At 65.5% G+C, this 14,331-nt stretch carries 13 protein-coding genes; all 13 read right to left on the bottom strand.

Annotated elements, in window-relative coordinates:
• Positions 1-156: 156 nt before the first annotated feature.
• The gene (locus GJ654_RS02205) at positions 157-1,209 is read right to left on the bottom strand and encodes an ATP-binding protein (protein ID WP_155444447.1); all 1,053 of its coding nucleotides are present in this window, start codon (positions 1,207-1,209) and stop codon (positions 157-159) included.
• Positions 1,206-1,625: an ATP-binding protein gene (locus GJ654_RS02200; RefSeq protein ID WP_155444446.1), complete on the bottom strand. Its 420-nt coding sequence runs from the start codon at positions 1,623-1,625 to the stop codon at positions 1,206-1,208. Before GJ654_RS02200 ends, GJ654_RS02205 begins: the two co-directional genes overlap by 4 nt.
• A gap of 243 nt (positions 1,626-1,868) precedes the next feature.
• Complete coding sequence (locus tag GJ654_RS02195; protein ID WP_264586087.1) at positions 1,869-2,258, bottom strand: response regulator; 390 nt, start codon at positions 2,256-2,258, stop codon at positions 1,869-1,871.
• A 117-nt stretch (positions 2,259-2,375) separates the two neighbouring features.
• Entirely contained in the window at positions 2,376-3,611 is a 1,236-nt protein-coding gene (locus GJ654_RS02190; RefSeq protein ID WP_155444445.1) for a methyl-accepting chemotaxis protein, read from the bottom strand.
• 3 nt (positions 3,612-3,614) lie between these two features.
• Positions 3,615-3,989, bottom strand: a complete 375-nt coding sequence (locus GJ654_RS02185; protein WP_155444444.1) for a response regulator — start codon at positions 3,987-3,989, stop codon at positions 3,615-3,617.
• Between the two features lie 25 nt (positions 3,990-4,014).
• Positions 4,015-4,788 (bottom strand): ParA family protein, encoded by a 774-nt coding sequence (locus GJ654_RS02180; RefSeq protein ID WP_155444443.1) that lies wholly within the window; start codon positions 4,786-4,788, stop codon positions 4,015-4,017.
• A gap of 249 nt (positions 4,789-5,037) precedes the next feature.
• Entirely contained in the window at positions 5,038-7,614 is a 2,577-nt protein-coding gene (locus GJ654_RS02175; RefSeq protein WP_155444442.1) for a chemotaxis protein CheA, read from the bottom strand.
• Entirely contained in the window at positions 7,611-7,982 is a 372-nt protein-coding gene (locus GJ654_RS02170) for a response regulator (protein WP_155444441.1), read from the bottom strand. The genes GJ654_RS02175 and GJ654_RS02170 overlap by 4 nt, the downstream gene beginning before the upstream one ends.
• Entirely contained in the window at positions 7,979-8,848 is an 870-nt protein-coding gene (locus GJ654_RS02165) for a CheR family methyltransferase (RefSeq protein ID WP_246664532.1), read from the bottom strand. Before GJ654_RS02165 ends, GJ654_RS02170 begins: the two co-directional genes overlap by 4 nt.
• A gap of 4 nt (positions 8,849-8,852) precedes the next feature.
• The gene (locus tag GJ654_RS21535; RefSeq protein ID WP_196305399.1) at positions 8,853-9,407 is read right to left on the bottom strand and encodes a HEAT repeat domain-containing protein; all 555 of its coding nucleotides are present in this window, start codon (positions 9,405-9,407) and stop codon (positions 8,853-8,855) included.
• A gap of 52 nt (positions 9,408-9,459) precedes the next feature.
• A complete protein-coding gene (gene cheB / locus GJ654_RS02155) occupies positions 9,460-10,566 on the bottom strand; it encodes a chemotaxis-specific protein-glutamate methyltransferase CheB (RefSeq protein WP_155444439.1) in 1,107 nt (368 codons plus the stop codon).
• Between the two features lie 59 nt (positions 10,567-10,625).
• Positions 10,626-12,206, bottom strand: a complete 1,581-nt coding sequence (locus GJ654_RS02150) for a chemotaxis protein CheW (protein WP_155444438.1) — start codon at positions 12,204-12,206, stop codon at positions 10,626-10,628.
• Between the two features lie 26 nt (positions 12,207-12,232).
• A complete protein-coding gene (locus GJ654_RS02145) occupies positions 12,233-14,146 on the bottom strand; it encodes a methyl-accepting chemotaxis protein (protein ID WP_155444437.1) in 1,914 nt (637 codons plus the stop codon).
• Positions 14,147-14,331 lie beyond the last annotated feature (185 nt).

The raw sequence follows: 14,331 nt of genomic DNA, 5'->3' as shown, positions 1-14,331 counted from the left end.
AGCGCGCAACCGTCCCGCCCACGCGGCGGCTCATACGATTTCCGAGCGATCAGTTCGGAAATCGTATTCCACTCGCGCGGAAATCCGCCCTTCGCCTGGAGGATTTCCGTGCGATTTCGTTTTCGCGGATCGCGAAGCGATCTTGCGGAAACCGTATCACACGGTTTCGGCGGCGCAGTCGACCTGGTCGATCGGCAGATAGATCGAAACCGTCGTCCCTTCGCCGGGCTGTGAGATGATGGTCAGTTGTCCGCAAAAACTCTTGACGATCCCGCCCACCACAGCCAGCCCCATGCCCGAACCTTCGCCGGGCGGCTTTCCAGAAAAGAACGGGATGGAGGCGCGGATCAGCGTGTCCCCGTCCATGCCGTCGCCGTTGTCGGCGACCGCGAGCCGAAGCGCCGGCTGGATGGGCGGCGCGGGCGCGTCCACCCCGTCCGCCCCGTCCACCCAAAAACGCCAGGGCGTGCGCATCACCGAAATGTCGATGCGCTTCGCATTCGCCTGCTGCGCGTTCTGCATGAGGTTGAGCAGGATCTGCGTCAGCTCTTCCTCGACCATCACCACGCGGGAGCGCTCGTCCTCGATGCTGACCGTCAGCGCCGGCCAGAGCATGGAAACGGAAGTCACGAACGCGAGGCTCCTTCGGACGGCTGCGCCGAAGGCGGTCAATTTCATCTCCGGCTCCGCATAGCGGCCATAGGCGAGCAGGTTGCGCAGCACGCCCGACGCGCGCGCCGCACAGCCGGAGACGATTTCCAGGTTTTCGCGCTCGGGCGCCCCGTCGGGCATGTCCAGCAGCGACAGCTCGCACAGCCCGACCACGGGCTGCAACAGATTGCTGACCTCGTGGGCCATGCCGCCAATGAGCTGTCCGAGCGTTTCCAGACGCTGCCGCGCCCGTTCGCCATAGGCGCGCGAGCTGTCGTAATGAATGAGATCGACGCGCGCCTGGTGGAAAACGGTCGAGGACACCATGAAGGCCGCATGGCAGGCGGAGGCGCGGCGGATCGTCTCCGCGTTGCAGGCGGCGCCGTTTTCGACCAGGGCGAGCAAGGCGGCCTCGTGCAGGTCGGCCATCTCCTCCAGTCGCTTGCCCTCGTCGATCGCGTCGCGCGCAAGATCTTCGATTTCGGCGAGGAACAGCTCCTCGCCGGTGGCGACATAGGCGCCGACGCAACTGACATATTGCGTGCGCAGCGGCTTCATGCGCGCGCGCTTTCAAACAAAGCGGCGACGACGGTTTTCCCGGGCCGCGTGTCGATGATCAGCGACTTGGCCAGCCGGTTGACGGCCGGCAGGCCCAGCCCGTGTCCGCCGTTGGTGGAAAACCCCACGGAAAGAGCGGCGGACACGTCGGGAATTCCCGGGCCGGCGTCCTCCACTTCGACAAGGATCTGGTCGCGGTCCGGCAGGCTGCGCACCCCGACCCGGGCTTCGCCCGCCCCGGCGTGAATGCAGGCATTTTTCGCAAGCTCCGACATGATGGTGACGATGCGGGCCTCGTCCACCGTGGCTAGGCCGAGCGCGCGCGCCGCCGCGCGCACGGTCTTTCGCGCGGTGAGAATGTCCTCGCGCCGCACGATTCGTACAGCGGTTTCGACGATCGGCGCATCGGCGTTCATGGAAAAGTTCCTTGGAGCATTTTCGCGCGAAGCGGATGCCGGTTCGCGTGAAGACAATGCGTCAAAACAAAAACGAGAGGTTCCTTCGTTTTCGCAGGATTTTCATCCGAAAACCGGTGGCCACTTTTCGGAAATCCTGCTTAGAGCCCGTTCGGTGAACTCCCATTCACCGAACGGGCTCTAGCCTTTTATTTCTACGCGTTTTCTTCACGCGAACCGGCGTCCACTTCGCTCGAAAACGCTCTAGGGCGCCGCGGTCGTCGCCTGATCCAGCGCGTCCTGCACGTTCGCCAGAAGCTCCTGGACGCCCACCGGCTTCATGACCACGCGATTGGCGCCTGCTTGCCTGGCTTCGTCGAGCGACGAGGCCTGTGTCATGCCCGGCGCCCCGCCGGTGATGGCGACGACCGGCAGGCGCGCGTTGCGCAATCGTACGGCGCGGATCAGGCTGAGCCCGTCGCGACCGGGCATCCAGAGGTCGGTCACGAGGACGTCGGGCGTCCAGCGCCGCATCAAATCTTCGGCTTCATCCGCGGAGGCGCATTCGGTCACCTTGTGGCCGCCGCGCTCCAGAAATTTCCGCAGGGTCAGGCGGACGACGTCGATATCATCGACTACCAGCACGGCCGACACGGTCCCCTCCCATCATCCCAAAACGACGGCTTTTCTAGATCAACCCTTCGCCTCTTCAAAGCTTTTCGGCCAACCATCGTAAGCAAAACATTTATATATTTCATGTGTTTACGCACGTCAAAACAGTTCAATTTCTGCAAAACTGCCGGATACGCGAGGCGCCGCGGGGCCGTCTTCCGCAATGGCGGCGCGCAATTCGTTGGCGCCCGGCATGTCGCGCCGCGACGCCAGAGCGTCGCTCACGGCGGCGATGTCTTCCCGCGCCTTGGAAAAGAACATTTCGACATGCCGAATCCGCTGCTGCGCGACATCCTGGAACTGGATCGATCCAAGGAGTTGCAGCACCGGCGACACCATGCGGTTGCTTTCGACCTGCACTTTGCCCAGAGTGTCCCGTTGATGCGCCACCAGACGCTCCATCTGCGCGGTCAGATCGCAGATCGAAGCGGCGATATGTTCGAGTTCGCGCTGCTCGTCGCCGAGACGCTCGCTGACCAGAACGGACAGCTGGTCGCGAATGGACTCGCGCAATTTTCCCAAGCCCTGGCCCACCTGGTGCGCCGTGCGGTTCGAGGCGTCCGACAGGTGCTTGACCTCGCTGGCGACAACCGCGAATCCGGCGCCGTGCTCGCCGGCGTGCGACGCCTCGATGGCGGCGTTGAGGGCGAGAAGCCGGGTCTGGCTGGCGATGCCCCTGATGCCGTCGATCTCGTGGCTGAGTTCGTCGGTCATCTTTTCGATCGACACGATCCGCGCCCGCCAGGAGTCGATGTCCCGGTCGCGGCGCGCGATGAAATCTCCGATGAGCCGGCGGTTTTCCATGAGCTGCCGGTCGGTGTTGTCGACGATCGCCATCACCTTTTCGTTGGTGGAGGAGGTCTCCAGAAAGCTGAGGACGTCGCCGATCGACGTCTCCATGGTCTTCAAGCCGGCGATGATCCGCCCCGCCGCGTCGCTCGCGTCGTCGACCACCGAGGACGTGTAGAGCGCGGCGCGCTGGAACGTCTGGTCATAGGCGTCCAGATGCTGCCGAACGTTTTCGCAACGATCGTCGTCCCGGACGGGAACAGGCGGCGGCGCGGCTTGCGGTTCTTGCCGGATCGGTTCGACGCTCTCCTTGGGCGGCGCGTTGGGCGGCGCGTTGGGCGGCGCGTTGGGCGGCGCGTTGGGCGGCGCGGCTCGGCGGAAAGGAATGGCGGCCAGCGCAGACGCAATCGCGGAGGTCAGCCCGAGCGTCAGCGAAAGCCCCGCGGGCAAACCGGCGAGCGCGCCCACGGCCGCGACCGGCAGCCCCGCCGCCAGCGGCGGAAGGGGCTTCCAGAGGTGGGCGGCGTCGAGGACGGCGGCGATCATGGCTCAGAGCCCCGGAACGAGCTGTCGCACGACCTTCACCAGGTTTTCGGGATCGACCGGCTTGACGATCCATCCGGTGGCGCCGGCGGCCTTGGCCTCGTTGCGCTTGTCCTGCTGCGATTCCGTGGTCAGCATCAGGATCGGCGCGAATTTCATGTGGGCGAGCTTACGCGCCTCGCGGATCAGCTCGATGCCATTCATCTTGCCCATGTTGAGGTCGGTGATCATCATACGCGCCTTGAGGCCCTGGGAGAGCCGGCTCAGCGCCTGCTCGCCGCTGTCGGCCTTCTCGACTTGGACGCCGATTTTCTTCAGGATTGACTCGATGCTCATCAACATCGTCGGCGAATCGTCCACGATCAATATGGTCTCGGCCATTGCACTCTCCGCCGACAAGGAATGGTCATTCATGGCCCCGCACCGCTAAATTTTCAATTAAATGAGCGGCCAATACTTTATAATCCCGCGCACCCCTGCTTGACGGAGCGTAATAACTGGCGGGAATGCGCGCGGAAAAGCTTTCCGCAAGATGTATATCCATTCGGATCGCCGGCAAGAGTTTTTGAGGACCGAGTTCTCGCGCGATTTCTTCGATGACCGCGCGATGATGGCGGATGCGCTCGTTGTACATGACGGGCAAGACGCCAATCATGTCGATCTCGGGCTTGACCGTCGTGGCGATGCGATAAAAAACCCGCAGCAATTGCCTGACCCCTTCCGCAGAGAGCGCGTGGGGGACGATGGGCGCCAGCACCGCGTCGGCCGCGGCCAGCGCGTTGACGAGCAGCGGATCATAGGCGGGCGGCGTGTCGAGCACGACGACCCGAAATCGCTCCGCGATCCCCGGCGAGCGGATGAGCCGGTCGAGCGCATGGACGTCGCTTTGCGGCGACGCCCCCTCGAAGGCGCGGTCGGCCGGCAGCACGTGGACATGGTCGGCGGCCGAGGCGACCACCGCCCGGTCGAGATCGACGGTTCCGCCGCCAAACAGGGCATGGACGGTGCTGGCGCGGTCATGCGCCACCACCCCCAGGCCGAGGCCCCCGTGGCCCTGGCTGTCGAGATCGATCAGCAGCGTCGGAATCTTGCGACGGCCGAACTCCGCCGCCAGATTGACCGCCGTCGTCGTCTTTCCGCAGCCGCCCTTGCGATTGCAGATCGCCAGCACGCGTGTCATCGCCAACTCCCGAAACCGGTCCGAAGCGGCGCGTCAACGCGGCGGCCAGCGGCCCGTCCTTCGGCAAGGCGACGATCCGGGGCTGGAGCGCCATCAGGGTCTGGAACAGGGCGGCGTGCATCGACTCGCAGGAGTCGAGCGCCACGCGCGCGTCTTCCGTCTCGCTGAGGAACTGGACGAGCGGCAGCGCCTCCTCCACCGTGCAATGTCCTTCGAATCGCACGACCTTGTTATCGAACCTCAGGCCCATCAGATCAACTCCTTCAGGTCGAGGATGAGCAGCACGCGCCCGTCTCCGAGCAATGTCGTGCCGGAAAAGCCACGCGCGCCCGCGACAATGCCCTCGAAAGGCTTGACGATCACATCCATGCCAACGCGAAAATCGTCGATGACGACTCCCACCGTCTGGCCGTTGATGCGGCAGACCAGCACGGCTTCGGCGTCGTGCTTGAGCGGACGCGCCGGTTCGCGCAGCAGGTCGGCGAGCCGCACCACCGGGATGAGGCGGTCGCGCAAGATAAACGCCTCGGCCTGCTGAATCCTGTGGATGTGCTCGCGCTCGACCCGCACCGTCTCGACGATCAACTCCATCGGCACGCCATAGAGGCCGGACGCCGCCTCGATGATCATGATTCGCGTCACCACCATGCTGAGCGGCAGCACGAGACGGGTGCTGGAGCCCTCGCCAACCCGCGAGGACACGCTGACGCGTCCGCCAAGCTTTTCGACCGCCGTGCGCACCACGTCCATGCCGACGCCGCGCCCCGAAAGATCGGAGACTTGCGCCGCCGTGGAGAAGCCTGGACGAAAGATCAGGTTGATCGCCTCCTGCTCGCTCAGCCGGTCGGCGTCGGCTTGGGAGATCACACCCTTGCTGACCGCCGAGGCCGCGATCTTCTTCGGATCGATGCCGCGCCCGTCGTCTGAGACCTCGATCACCACGCTTTCCGAGTCCTGCCACGCCTTCAGCGTGATTTTTCCGCGCGGCGCCTTGCCGGCTTTGGCGCGGTCCTGCGGCGGCTCGACGCCATGGTCGAGCGCGTTGCGCACGATATGCAGCAGCGGGTCGTTGAGCGCCTCGATGATGTTCTTGTCGGCGGAGGTGTCGCCGCCCTCGATGACGAGGTCGATGTCCTTGGCGAGCTTTCGCGAGAGGTCGCGCACAAGACGGGGAAAGCGGTCGAACACGTCTGAGATCGGCAGCATGCGCACCTGCATGATCGCCGCCTGCATCTCCTGCGACAGACGGTCGATCACCGCATATTGGTCTTTGATCTCACGCGACATTTCGCGCGAGCCAAAAACCTCCTCCGCGCGCGTCGCGAGGAAGGGCAGGCTGTTCTTCGACACGATCAGTTCGCCGATCAGATTCATCAGCGTATCGACCTTGGCCTGATCGACGCGCAGCACGCGCGCGGCGGCTTTTTTCGTCTCGGCTTGCGGGTCGGCGATGCGCTCCGGCGGCTGCGATTCGTGGACCGGCGGCGGCGCGGGCGTTTCCGGGGACGGAGAGTTGCTGGCGCAACTAAATCCCTGCTCCGGTTCGAACGCATGTTCGAGGAAGGCGAGCGCCGGGGCGAAGTTTTGTTCGGCGGCGCAATGGTCGCAGGCGGCGACGAATTTTTCGCGCAGATCGTCGCGCGCCACGGCCGCCAGGACATTGTCAACCACGCCCCTGGCGCCGGCCAGCGCGGACGCGGAAAAGGCGCGGCGCGAAAGGTTGCGCTTCTGCGCCTCGATGATCTGCAATGCGCAGACGAACGCCGGATCGGATGCGGCGGAAGCGGCGGGCGCCTCCGCGCCGGATGGCGGAACATAAATCCCCTTGCCGACCGCGGCGATCAGCGCGCGCGCGAGCGCAAGATCGGGCTCGCGCGCGCTGGCGATGACGTCCAGCCAGCGCAGCGCGCAAGCCGAGGCGAGGCCCGCGCCGACAATGGCCCTCAGGGTCTTCGCGCGCGCCGCGAGCAGGGTCAGATTGCCGTCGTCGAGCAGCCGCCGCGCGTCTTCGGCGAAATCGGCGCACACCGGCGGCGCCGCGCCTTCGCCCGTGATCGCCACGAGGTCGCGGGGATCGACCTCCGCGAGCGCGACCTGCGTCCTCTCGTAGCGAAAATGATGCTCGATCTCGGCCTCGGGCGCGACCGAAAGACTCTGGAAGCGCAGATTGCAGACGTAGGGGTCGTAGTCGGCGGCTGGGAACGGCGCCGCCGGCGTGATTGCGGTCGCAAGGACCTCGGGCGTCTCCAGCGCCAAAGCCAGCGGATCCGTGCCGCAGAAGAAGCAATTGTCGGCAGGCGTGTAATCGACCAGCAGGACCGCCGCGCCCGACGCCGCCGCGCGAAAAACGTCGATGCGCTCGGCTTCGGAAAAAACGTCGAGCGCCGCGCCGCTGACGCGCGCCGCCGCCGCAGCAACCGCCGCCGGCGTCGCCTTGCTCTCCCGGCCGCCGAAACGGCGCAGGCTGTCGACCAGGGCGTTGGACACCCCGTCTGCGTTGGCGGGAAGGCCCGCTTGCGCTTCAAGGGAATCGACCCATCTGTCGACCTGGTCGAGGGCGGAAAGCAGCGCGTCGATCAGTTCGGAGTCTATGGCGAGTTCGTCCGAGCGCACGGCGCCAAGAAGGTCTTCGGCGACATGAACGAGGCGGGTGAGCGCGGGCACCGGAAACAGTCCAGACGACCCTTTCAGTGTATGAACCGCGCGAAAAACCTCGTTGACCACGTCGTGGTCGCCGGGGGCGCGTTCAAGCTTGAGCAGACCCGTCGAGGAGGATTCGATCAGATCCCGGGCTTCGGGGATGAAGCGTTCGAGCAGGGTTTTCATGGACGCGATCCCGTCAGCAGCCGCGCCGTCAGCGTGAGGTCGCCGGGGTCGGCGGGCTTGACGATGTAATAATTGGCTCCACAATCGAACGCCTTGGCCTCGTCCTGCTCGCCCGCTTCCGTGGTCACCATCACCACGGGCAGGCTGAGAAGATCGGGATTTTCGCGAAGCTCGCGCGTCATCGCATAGCCGTCCATTTTCGGCATGTTGATGTCAACGATGGCGAGGTCGTAACGATCGAGCATCGCCCGCTCCAGACCTTCGAGACCGTTGGCCGCCTCATCCACGCAAAAGCCGGCGCTCTCCAGCGTGCTGCGGTAAAAGGCGCGCGCGGTGGCGCTGTCCTCGACCACCAATACCTTTTTCATGCTCCGCTCCCAGCCTTCTGGTAGACGATCGTTTCCGCGAACTTGCGCGGCCTGAACAAGGAGGAAATCCGTGTCATGCTCTCGGAGTGGCCGAGGCAGATGAAGCCGCCGGGGTTCAGGCACTCGTAGAGCAGCTCCACGGATTCGCGCCGCGAGACGTCGTCGAAATAGATGAGCAGGTTGCGGCAGAAGATGACGTCCATGCCCCTGAAGCGCGTCATATTGGCGGGGTCGACGATATTGGCGACGTCGAAGTCGATGGAGTCGCGCAACTCCTCGCGGATGCGGAACTGGTCGTCGTCCAGCGCGGTGAAATATTTCGAGCGCAAGGCGGTCGAGAGCCGTTGCAGCGAGCGCGGGCCATAAACCCCGCGCCGCGCCTGCGCGACCACGCGCGTGTCGATGTCGGAGGCGTGAATCTCGATGGCGAAATCGTCAGCCCGCTTCCAGTTTTCGAGGAGATGAATGGCGATGGAATAGGGCTCCTCGCCGGTTGAGCACGGCGTCGACCAGATTCTCACCGCGCTCCCGGTCGGGCGATTGCGGGTGATCTCCGGCAGCATGCCCTCGACCATTGCATCGAATTGATATTCCTCGCGCAGAAAATAGGTCTCGTTGACGGTCATGGTGTTGACGAGCTGCTGCCATTCCTCGCCCGAGGCCTGGAAGCGCACGGTGGAAAAATAGTCCCGAAACGTTTCGCTGCCGGTCGCCTGCATCCGCTCCAGCAGGCGGCGTTCAACGAAATAGGCCTTCTTGTCGGTGAAGACGATGCCGGTCTTGCGGTAGAAGAACTCGTAGAATTTTTCGAAATCCTGCTGCGTGATGCGCGCGATTTCGCTGACCTTGCGCTGGGGCATGTTCATCTGATCAGCCCTTCAGCCGCTTGAGGGCCGCCGTCGCGGCGAAGGCGACGAAGGGTTCGGGGAAGCGGCGCGGCAGGTCGGCGATCGCCGCGGTCATCGAGGGGTCGCCGATCTCCATCAGGCCGTCGAGCGCCGCCATGCAGACATTGACGTGGGGGTCGCGGGCGATCAGGCGCGCCAGCAGTTTTGGCGCGCGCGGGTGGGCGAGGCCGTTGAGGATGTTGGCGACGAAGATGCGCACGTCGCTGTCGGGGTCCTCGAGCAGCCGCTCCAGCACCGGCTCAACGTCGTCCGGCATGTCCTGGAGCGCTTCCATCACCTCGCTGCGCAGCGCCGCGTTCTCGCTGCGAAGATGACCGACGAGCCCGGCGGCGACCGCCAAGGACTTCATGCGCAGCAATGAGATGAGAATGGCCGCGCGCACGCTGGCGTCCGGCTCCTCGCCGAGCCTTTCGCACAGCAGGTCGATGCGCTCTGGCGTTTCGCGCAGGTTCTGGGCCGCGCGGCGGCGGGTCGCCGCATCGGCGCCGGCGACGAGGTCGCGCACAGGGTCCGACACGGACTCTTCCGACGCGGACTCGTCCGGCCCGGCTTCTCTTCTGTTGCCAGCTTTAACGAGCATTGACGCGTCCTCCCTGATCTCGGGCGACGCCGAGCCATGAATTGAGTTGTCCGGCGATGGCGTCGCATGGCAGAATGACCGAGGCGCCGCCGCGCGCGATGAGTTCGGCGGGCATGCCGAACACAACACAGCTGGCCTCGTCCTGGGCGATGGTGAGGCCGCCGCGCTTCTTCACGTTCGCCATGGCGGCGGCGCCGTCGTGGCCCATGCCCGTGAGCTGCACCCCGATCAGGCGGTTGGCGGGCGCGACGTCGAGCGCGCTTTCGACCAGGCGCTCCACGCTCGGATGCCAGATGTGGTCGCGGCTCGCCGGCACGGGCGTCGCCGAATAGCCGGCGCCGCGCCGGGTGACGAGCAGGTCGGCGTCGCCCTTGGCGAGATAGACCACGCCCGGCTCGACCGGAGTTTGCCGCGCCACCTCGATGACCTCGAGATCGCAAATGTCGTTCATCCGCCGGGCGAACACGCCGGTGAACGAGGCGGGCATGTGCTGGGCGACGATGATCGGCCACGGAAAGTTTTTTGGAAGGCGCGGAAGAATGTCTTCCAGCGCGCCGGGGCCGCCGGTGGAGACGCCGACCAGCACGAGGCCCCGAGCGCCCGCGCCAAGCCCCGAGGCGACGGACGGCGAGGCGGCGCGCGTGGGCGCTTCCCGGTCCCGCGCCTGGACGATCCGGTCGCGCAGACCCAGCGCGCGACGAGGTCTTGCGCGCGCGGCCGCTCTGATCTTCGAAATCAGTTCGCGCTCGATCACCTCGATGGAAAGGGAGATGGTGCCGTCGGGCTTTTGCACATAGTCGACCGCGCCAAGGCTGAGGGCTTCGAGGGTCGCCGCCGCGCCTTCCTGCGTCAGAGACGACACCATCACCACCGGCTTGGGATTGGCGGTCATGATGCGCGACAGGCAGGTGATGCCGTCCATCACGGGCATGTTGATGTCGAGGGTCACGACGTCGAACTCGGCTTCCTCCAGCGCGGCCAGCGCCTCGGCGCCGTTGCGCGCCGCCCTCGTGGTGAAACCGCCGGCGGATTCCAGCAATTGCGTCAGATGTTTGCGCATCAGCGCGGAGTCGTCGACGACAAGAACCTTGATCATGGAGCATCCGGCGAAAAGAGGGATGCCGGCCGCGCTTGAATGAACGGCCGGCCTTTTTGTCAGTGCATGCTGGCGCGCATGTCGCTGATTTCCTCGGCGTTGAGCAATTGCACCACGTCGAGCAGCAGGATCATCCGTTTCTCATTTTCGAGATTGGCGACCTTGCGGATGATGCGCCGCTGTTCTTCCGACAGCTGCGGCGCCGGGGCGATGGCGCTCAGGGGGATGCGCCGCACCTCGGAGACGAAGTCGACGATGAATCCGGTCTTCACGCCGTTGAGCGTGAACACCATGATCCGCTGGCGGTCGTTGCGTTCGACGCTTTCCATGCGGAAGCGTCGGCGCTGGTCGACCACCGGCAGCACCGCGCCGCGTAGGTTGATCACGCCCTCGATGAAATCGGGGGTGCTGGGGATACGCGTCAGCTCCGACGGCACCCGCACGATCTCCTGCACCGCGTCGATGCGCACGCCATATTCCTCGCCCTTGAGCCGGAACACGACGAACTGCTCCTCATCCACCGCGTCGATCGAGGCGACCGTCGCGCTTTGACCCGCCTCGTTCATGTCAGCGTCTCCCGCATGGCGCAGCTTTTCGATTTCGGCGCGATCGAACATGGTCTCGGCGGAAAGCACCGACACCAGCCGGCGCCCCTGGTCGAGGCGGCAGATGCCGGAGATGTTGTCGCCCCGTCCGCGCAACAGCTCCGGCACCTCCTCGACCTCGTCGCGCTTGACGCGCAGAACGGCGCGGATCGAGTCCATCACCACGCCCACCGAGGCGTCGCCCGCCTCGTCCAGGGCGATGACGACGACCTTGTTGGCCTCCGTCATTTCGCCCTGGCGCATGCCGAAGAAGGCGCGCAGCGACACAAGCGGCAGCAGCTTGTTGCGCAGCGTGATCACGCCGAGGATGTGCCCCGCCGTGTTGGGAACCTCGGTGATGTGATCGGGCAATTGCACGATCTCCTTCACCGTTTCGATGGGGAAGGCGTATTCCTGGCCCGCCACCTCGAAACTGACGAGCTGGTCCTCCTCCGCGTCGTCGGCGGCGGCGGTCTCCCCCTGTTCTGCTTGGTGGGCGGCGTCCTGGCCGGCGTTGACCGCGCGGTCGAGCCGCCGGGAAAACTCGTTGCCGACGATCTTTCGCGAATTCAGGATGATCACCATCGACCGCCCGTCGATTTCCTTGATCATCCCGGAGACAAAATCCACGTCGATCGAGGAACGGATGGTCGACGCCTGTTCTATCCGCTCGGGCTCGACGGTGACGACATTGGCCATGCGGTCAACGATCAGGCCGACCGGACGTTCGTGGTTGAGAACGACGACGCGGGTGGAATCGTCGTTGATGGCGGCGGGGAAGCCGAACACCTGGCGGAGACTGAGCACCGGCAGGACGTTTCCGCGCAGGTTGGCCAGCCCCTCCAGCGAAGCGGGACTGAGCGGCATGCGCACCACGTCGGGAACACGGATGATCTCCTGCACCTCCGAGAGCGAGACGCCGAAGCGCTCGCCCTGGACGTGAAAGATCACGAACTGCCGGGCGTCGGCGCCGCTCTCCATATTCTTTTCGCGCGCGGCTTGCTCCGGGGCGAATTCCGCCTTGAGCGTTTCGAGCGCCTCTGCGACAGCGGACATGATAACCTCCTTGGTTGGGACGGAGGTCAGGCCGCCTGAAGCTCGTCGGCCAGCGAAGCGATTTCCTCCACGGCCGCCGCGAGTTGCTCGGCGCCCTTGGACTGTTCGCGCGCGGCGTTGGACGCCTCGCCGGAAGCCCTCGTCGCCTGTTGCGCCGCCGAGGCGATGCGCTCCACGCCGGACTGAACCTCGCGCACCACGCGCAGGATTTCGCTGGAGCCTTCGAGCACGTCCCTGTTGCCCGCCAGCACCTCCTCGACATCGCGCGCGATCGTCTCCAGATTGGCGGAAATGGCGCGGTTTTTCTCGACCTCGAGCGCGGCGGAGTCGCTGATTTCGGTGAGATCGCCGCGCACGGTGCCGATCATGTCCTGAATCGACTTGACCGTGTCCTTGATGCGCTCGGCGTTCTCGGCGGAATCGCGGGCGAGGTTGCGGATGTCGGTGGAGACGACAGCGAACCCCTTGCCGAATTCGCCGGCGCGCGCGGCTTCGACCGAGCCGTTGACGGCGAGCATGTTGGTCTGGATCGACACATTGTTGATGGCGTCCACGATCTTGTCGATGCGCCGGCTGACCTGCTCCAGCGCCGCCACCTGATCGCGGTTGGCGCGTCCCGCCTCGACCGAGCTCAACACGCCCTGCACCATATTGTTGACGCCGCCGATGGTTTCGGTGATCAGCTTGGCGGTGGCCTCGGCCCGGCCCAGGGCGTCCTGCGCGCGGGTCTGCGTGTCCAGGGAGCTTTTCTCGATCTGGGTGATGGCCGCCGCCGATTGCTGCGTCGCCGCGCCCTGCTGCTGCGCACCCTTGCTGATCTGCTCCAGCGCCGTCATGATCTGCGAGGAGGCGCGGTTGATCTCCTCGATGGCGCTCGACAGCTCTTCCGCCGCAGCGGCGACCTCCTCGGCGCTCTTGGAGATGTTCGAGCTGTTCTTCAGCTCCTCCGACAGCTCGGCCAGCTCCTGCGCCGCCTGCTCGCTCTGGTTCAGCGCGGCCGACTGCTGGGCGATGGTCTTGTTCGCCTCCTCGGAGGCCGCGCCCTGCTCTTCCGCCGCGGCGGCGATGACTTCCGAGCCCTTCTGCGCCTCGTTGGCGGCGACATAGGCCTGATCGCAGGCGGTGGTGATCTCCCTGCTGCCCTTGACGATGCTTTGCATGTCGCTCTGCACCTGGCCCAGGCGCTCGACGATCTGCCGGCCCTTTTCAGCCTCGCCGCGCGCCGCGCCGGCGGCGCCGTTGATGCCGTCAGCGATCACCTTCACGTCGTTCTGGATCTGCGCGATCAAATCCTGAATGTCGCGCGCCGATTTCTCGCTGGTCTCGGCCAGGGTGCGCACCTCGTCGGCGACAACGGCGAACCCCTTGCCGTGCTGCCCGGCGCGGGCGGCCTCGATGGCGGCGTTGAGCGCCAGCAGGTTGGTCTGGTCCGCGATCCGCGCGACGGCCTTGACCACCTCGCCCACCGTGGCGGCCTGGCGGTCAAGCTCCTCGATCAGCTTGACCGAGGCGGTCTGCCGATCGGCAGCCCTGGAGACAGCCTCGATCGAGCCCTTGATCTGCGCGCCGACATCGGCGACCAGCGCCTGCAGGGACTCGGTCTTCCTCATCGAGGCCTCCGAGGCGTCCTTGGCGCCCTGGATGAGCGAGCGGCCGTGGCCCACCGCCTTGAGCGATTCTTGGGCGCCGCCGGCGGCTTCTTCCGCGCCCTGCGCGATCTGCTCAGCCGCCTTGCGCAGCTCCTCGACCGCCGAGGTCGCCTCGGCTATGCCGGCGGAAAGTTCGCCGGTCGCGGAGGCGATGCGCTCCGCCGCCTTCTGGTGGCGGGCGAAGGTGCGCGCGCGACGTTTCTGGGCTTCGGCGGCGAGGTTGTGGCCCCCCGTCTCGGCGGCGTCCGTTCGGGGGGACGCCGACATGTTCTGCTTCTTGGCCAACGCCATGTTCGATCTCCAATACAGTCCGTGGAGAATTTTTCGAGGGCAGCGCCGACATCTCCACCACGCCGGCGAATTGCGAAAATTTTGGTCTGGTTCAATTTCGTGGACGCCTAAACTTGCGTGAAACGTGCGCGCGGTTCGACCTCGCAAGTCTTCGCGCAACGAAATGGATTCGTAACAAGCAAAAC

The organism is Rhodoblastus acidophilus, assembly GCF_009720655.1.
GTDB lineage: Bacteria > Pseudomonadota > Alphaproteobacteria > Rhizobiales > Beijerinckiaceae > Rhodoblastus > Rhodoblastus acidophilus_A.
The sequence above is the reverse complement of the archived record's forward strand: the minus strand, read 5'-3'. Positions and strand labels throughout refer to the sequence as shown.

Excerpts from the sequence above, each read along its gene's own strand:
- GJ654_RS02150 (WP_155444438.1), bottom strand. The coding sequence starts at position 12,206 with ATGTCCGCTGTCGCAGAGGCGCTCGAAACGCTCAAGGCGGAATTCGCC.
- GJ654_RS02175 (WP_155444442.1), bottom strand. The coding sequence starts at position 7,614 with ATGAAAACCCTGCTCGAACGCTTCATCCCCGAAGCCCGGGATCTGATC.
- GJ654_RS02185 (WP_155444444.1), bottom strand. The coding sequence starts at position 3,989 with ATGGCCGAGACCATATTGATCGTGGACGATTCGCCGACGATGTTGATG.
- GJ654_RS02190 (WP_155444445.1), bottom strand. The coding sequence starts at position 3,611 with ATGATCGCCGCCGTCCTCGACGCCGCCCACCTCTGGAAGCCCCTTCCG.
- GJ654_RS02145 (WP_155444437.1), bottom strand. The coding sequence starts at position 14,146 with ATGGCGTTGGCCAAGAAGCAGAACATGTCGGCGTCCCCCCGAACGGAC.
- cheB (WP_155444439.1), bottom strand. The coding sequence starts at position 10,566 with ATGATCAAGGTTCTTGTCGTCGACGACTCCGCGCTGATGCGCAAACAT.
- GJ654_RS02205 (WP_155444447.1), bottom strand. The coding sequence starts at position 1,209 with ATGAAGCCGCTGCGCACGCAATATGTCAGTTGCGTCGGCGCCTATGTC.
- GJ654_RS02180 (WP_155444443.1), bottom strand. The coding sequence starts at position 4,788 with ATGACACGCGTGCTGGCGATCTGCAATCGCAAGGGCGGCTGCGGAAAG.
- GJ654_RS02170 (WP_155444441.1), bottom strand. The coding sequence starts at position 7,982 with ATGAAAAAGGTATTGGTGGTCGAGGACAGCGCCACCGCGCGCGCCTTT.
- GJ654_RS02165 (WP_246664532.1), bottom strand. The coding sequence starts at position 8,848 with ATGAACATGCCCCAGCGCAAGGTCAGCGAAATCGCGCGCATCACGCAG.
- GJ654_RS02200 (WP_155444446.1), bottom strand. The coding sequence starts at position 1,625 with ATGAACGCCGATGCGCCGATCGTCGAAACCGCTGTACGAATCGTGCGG.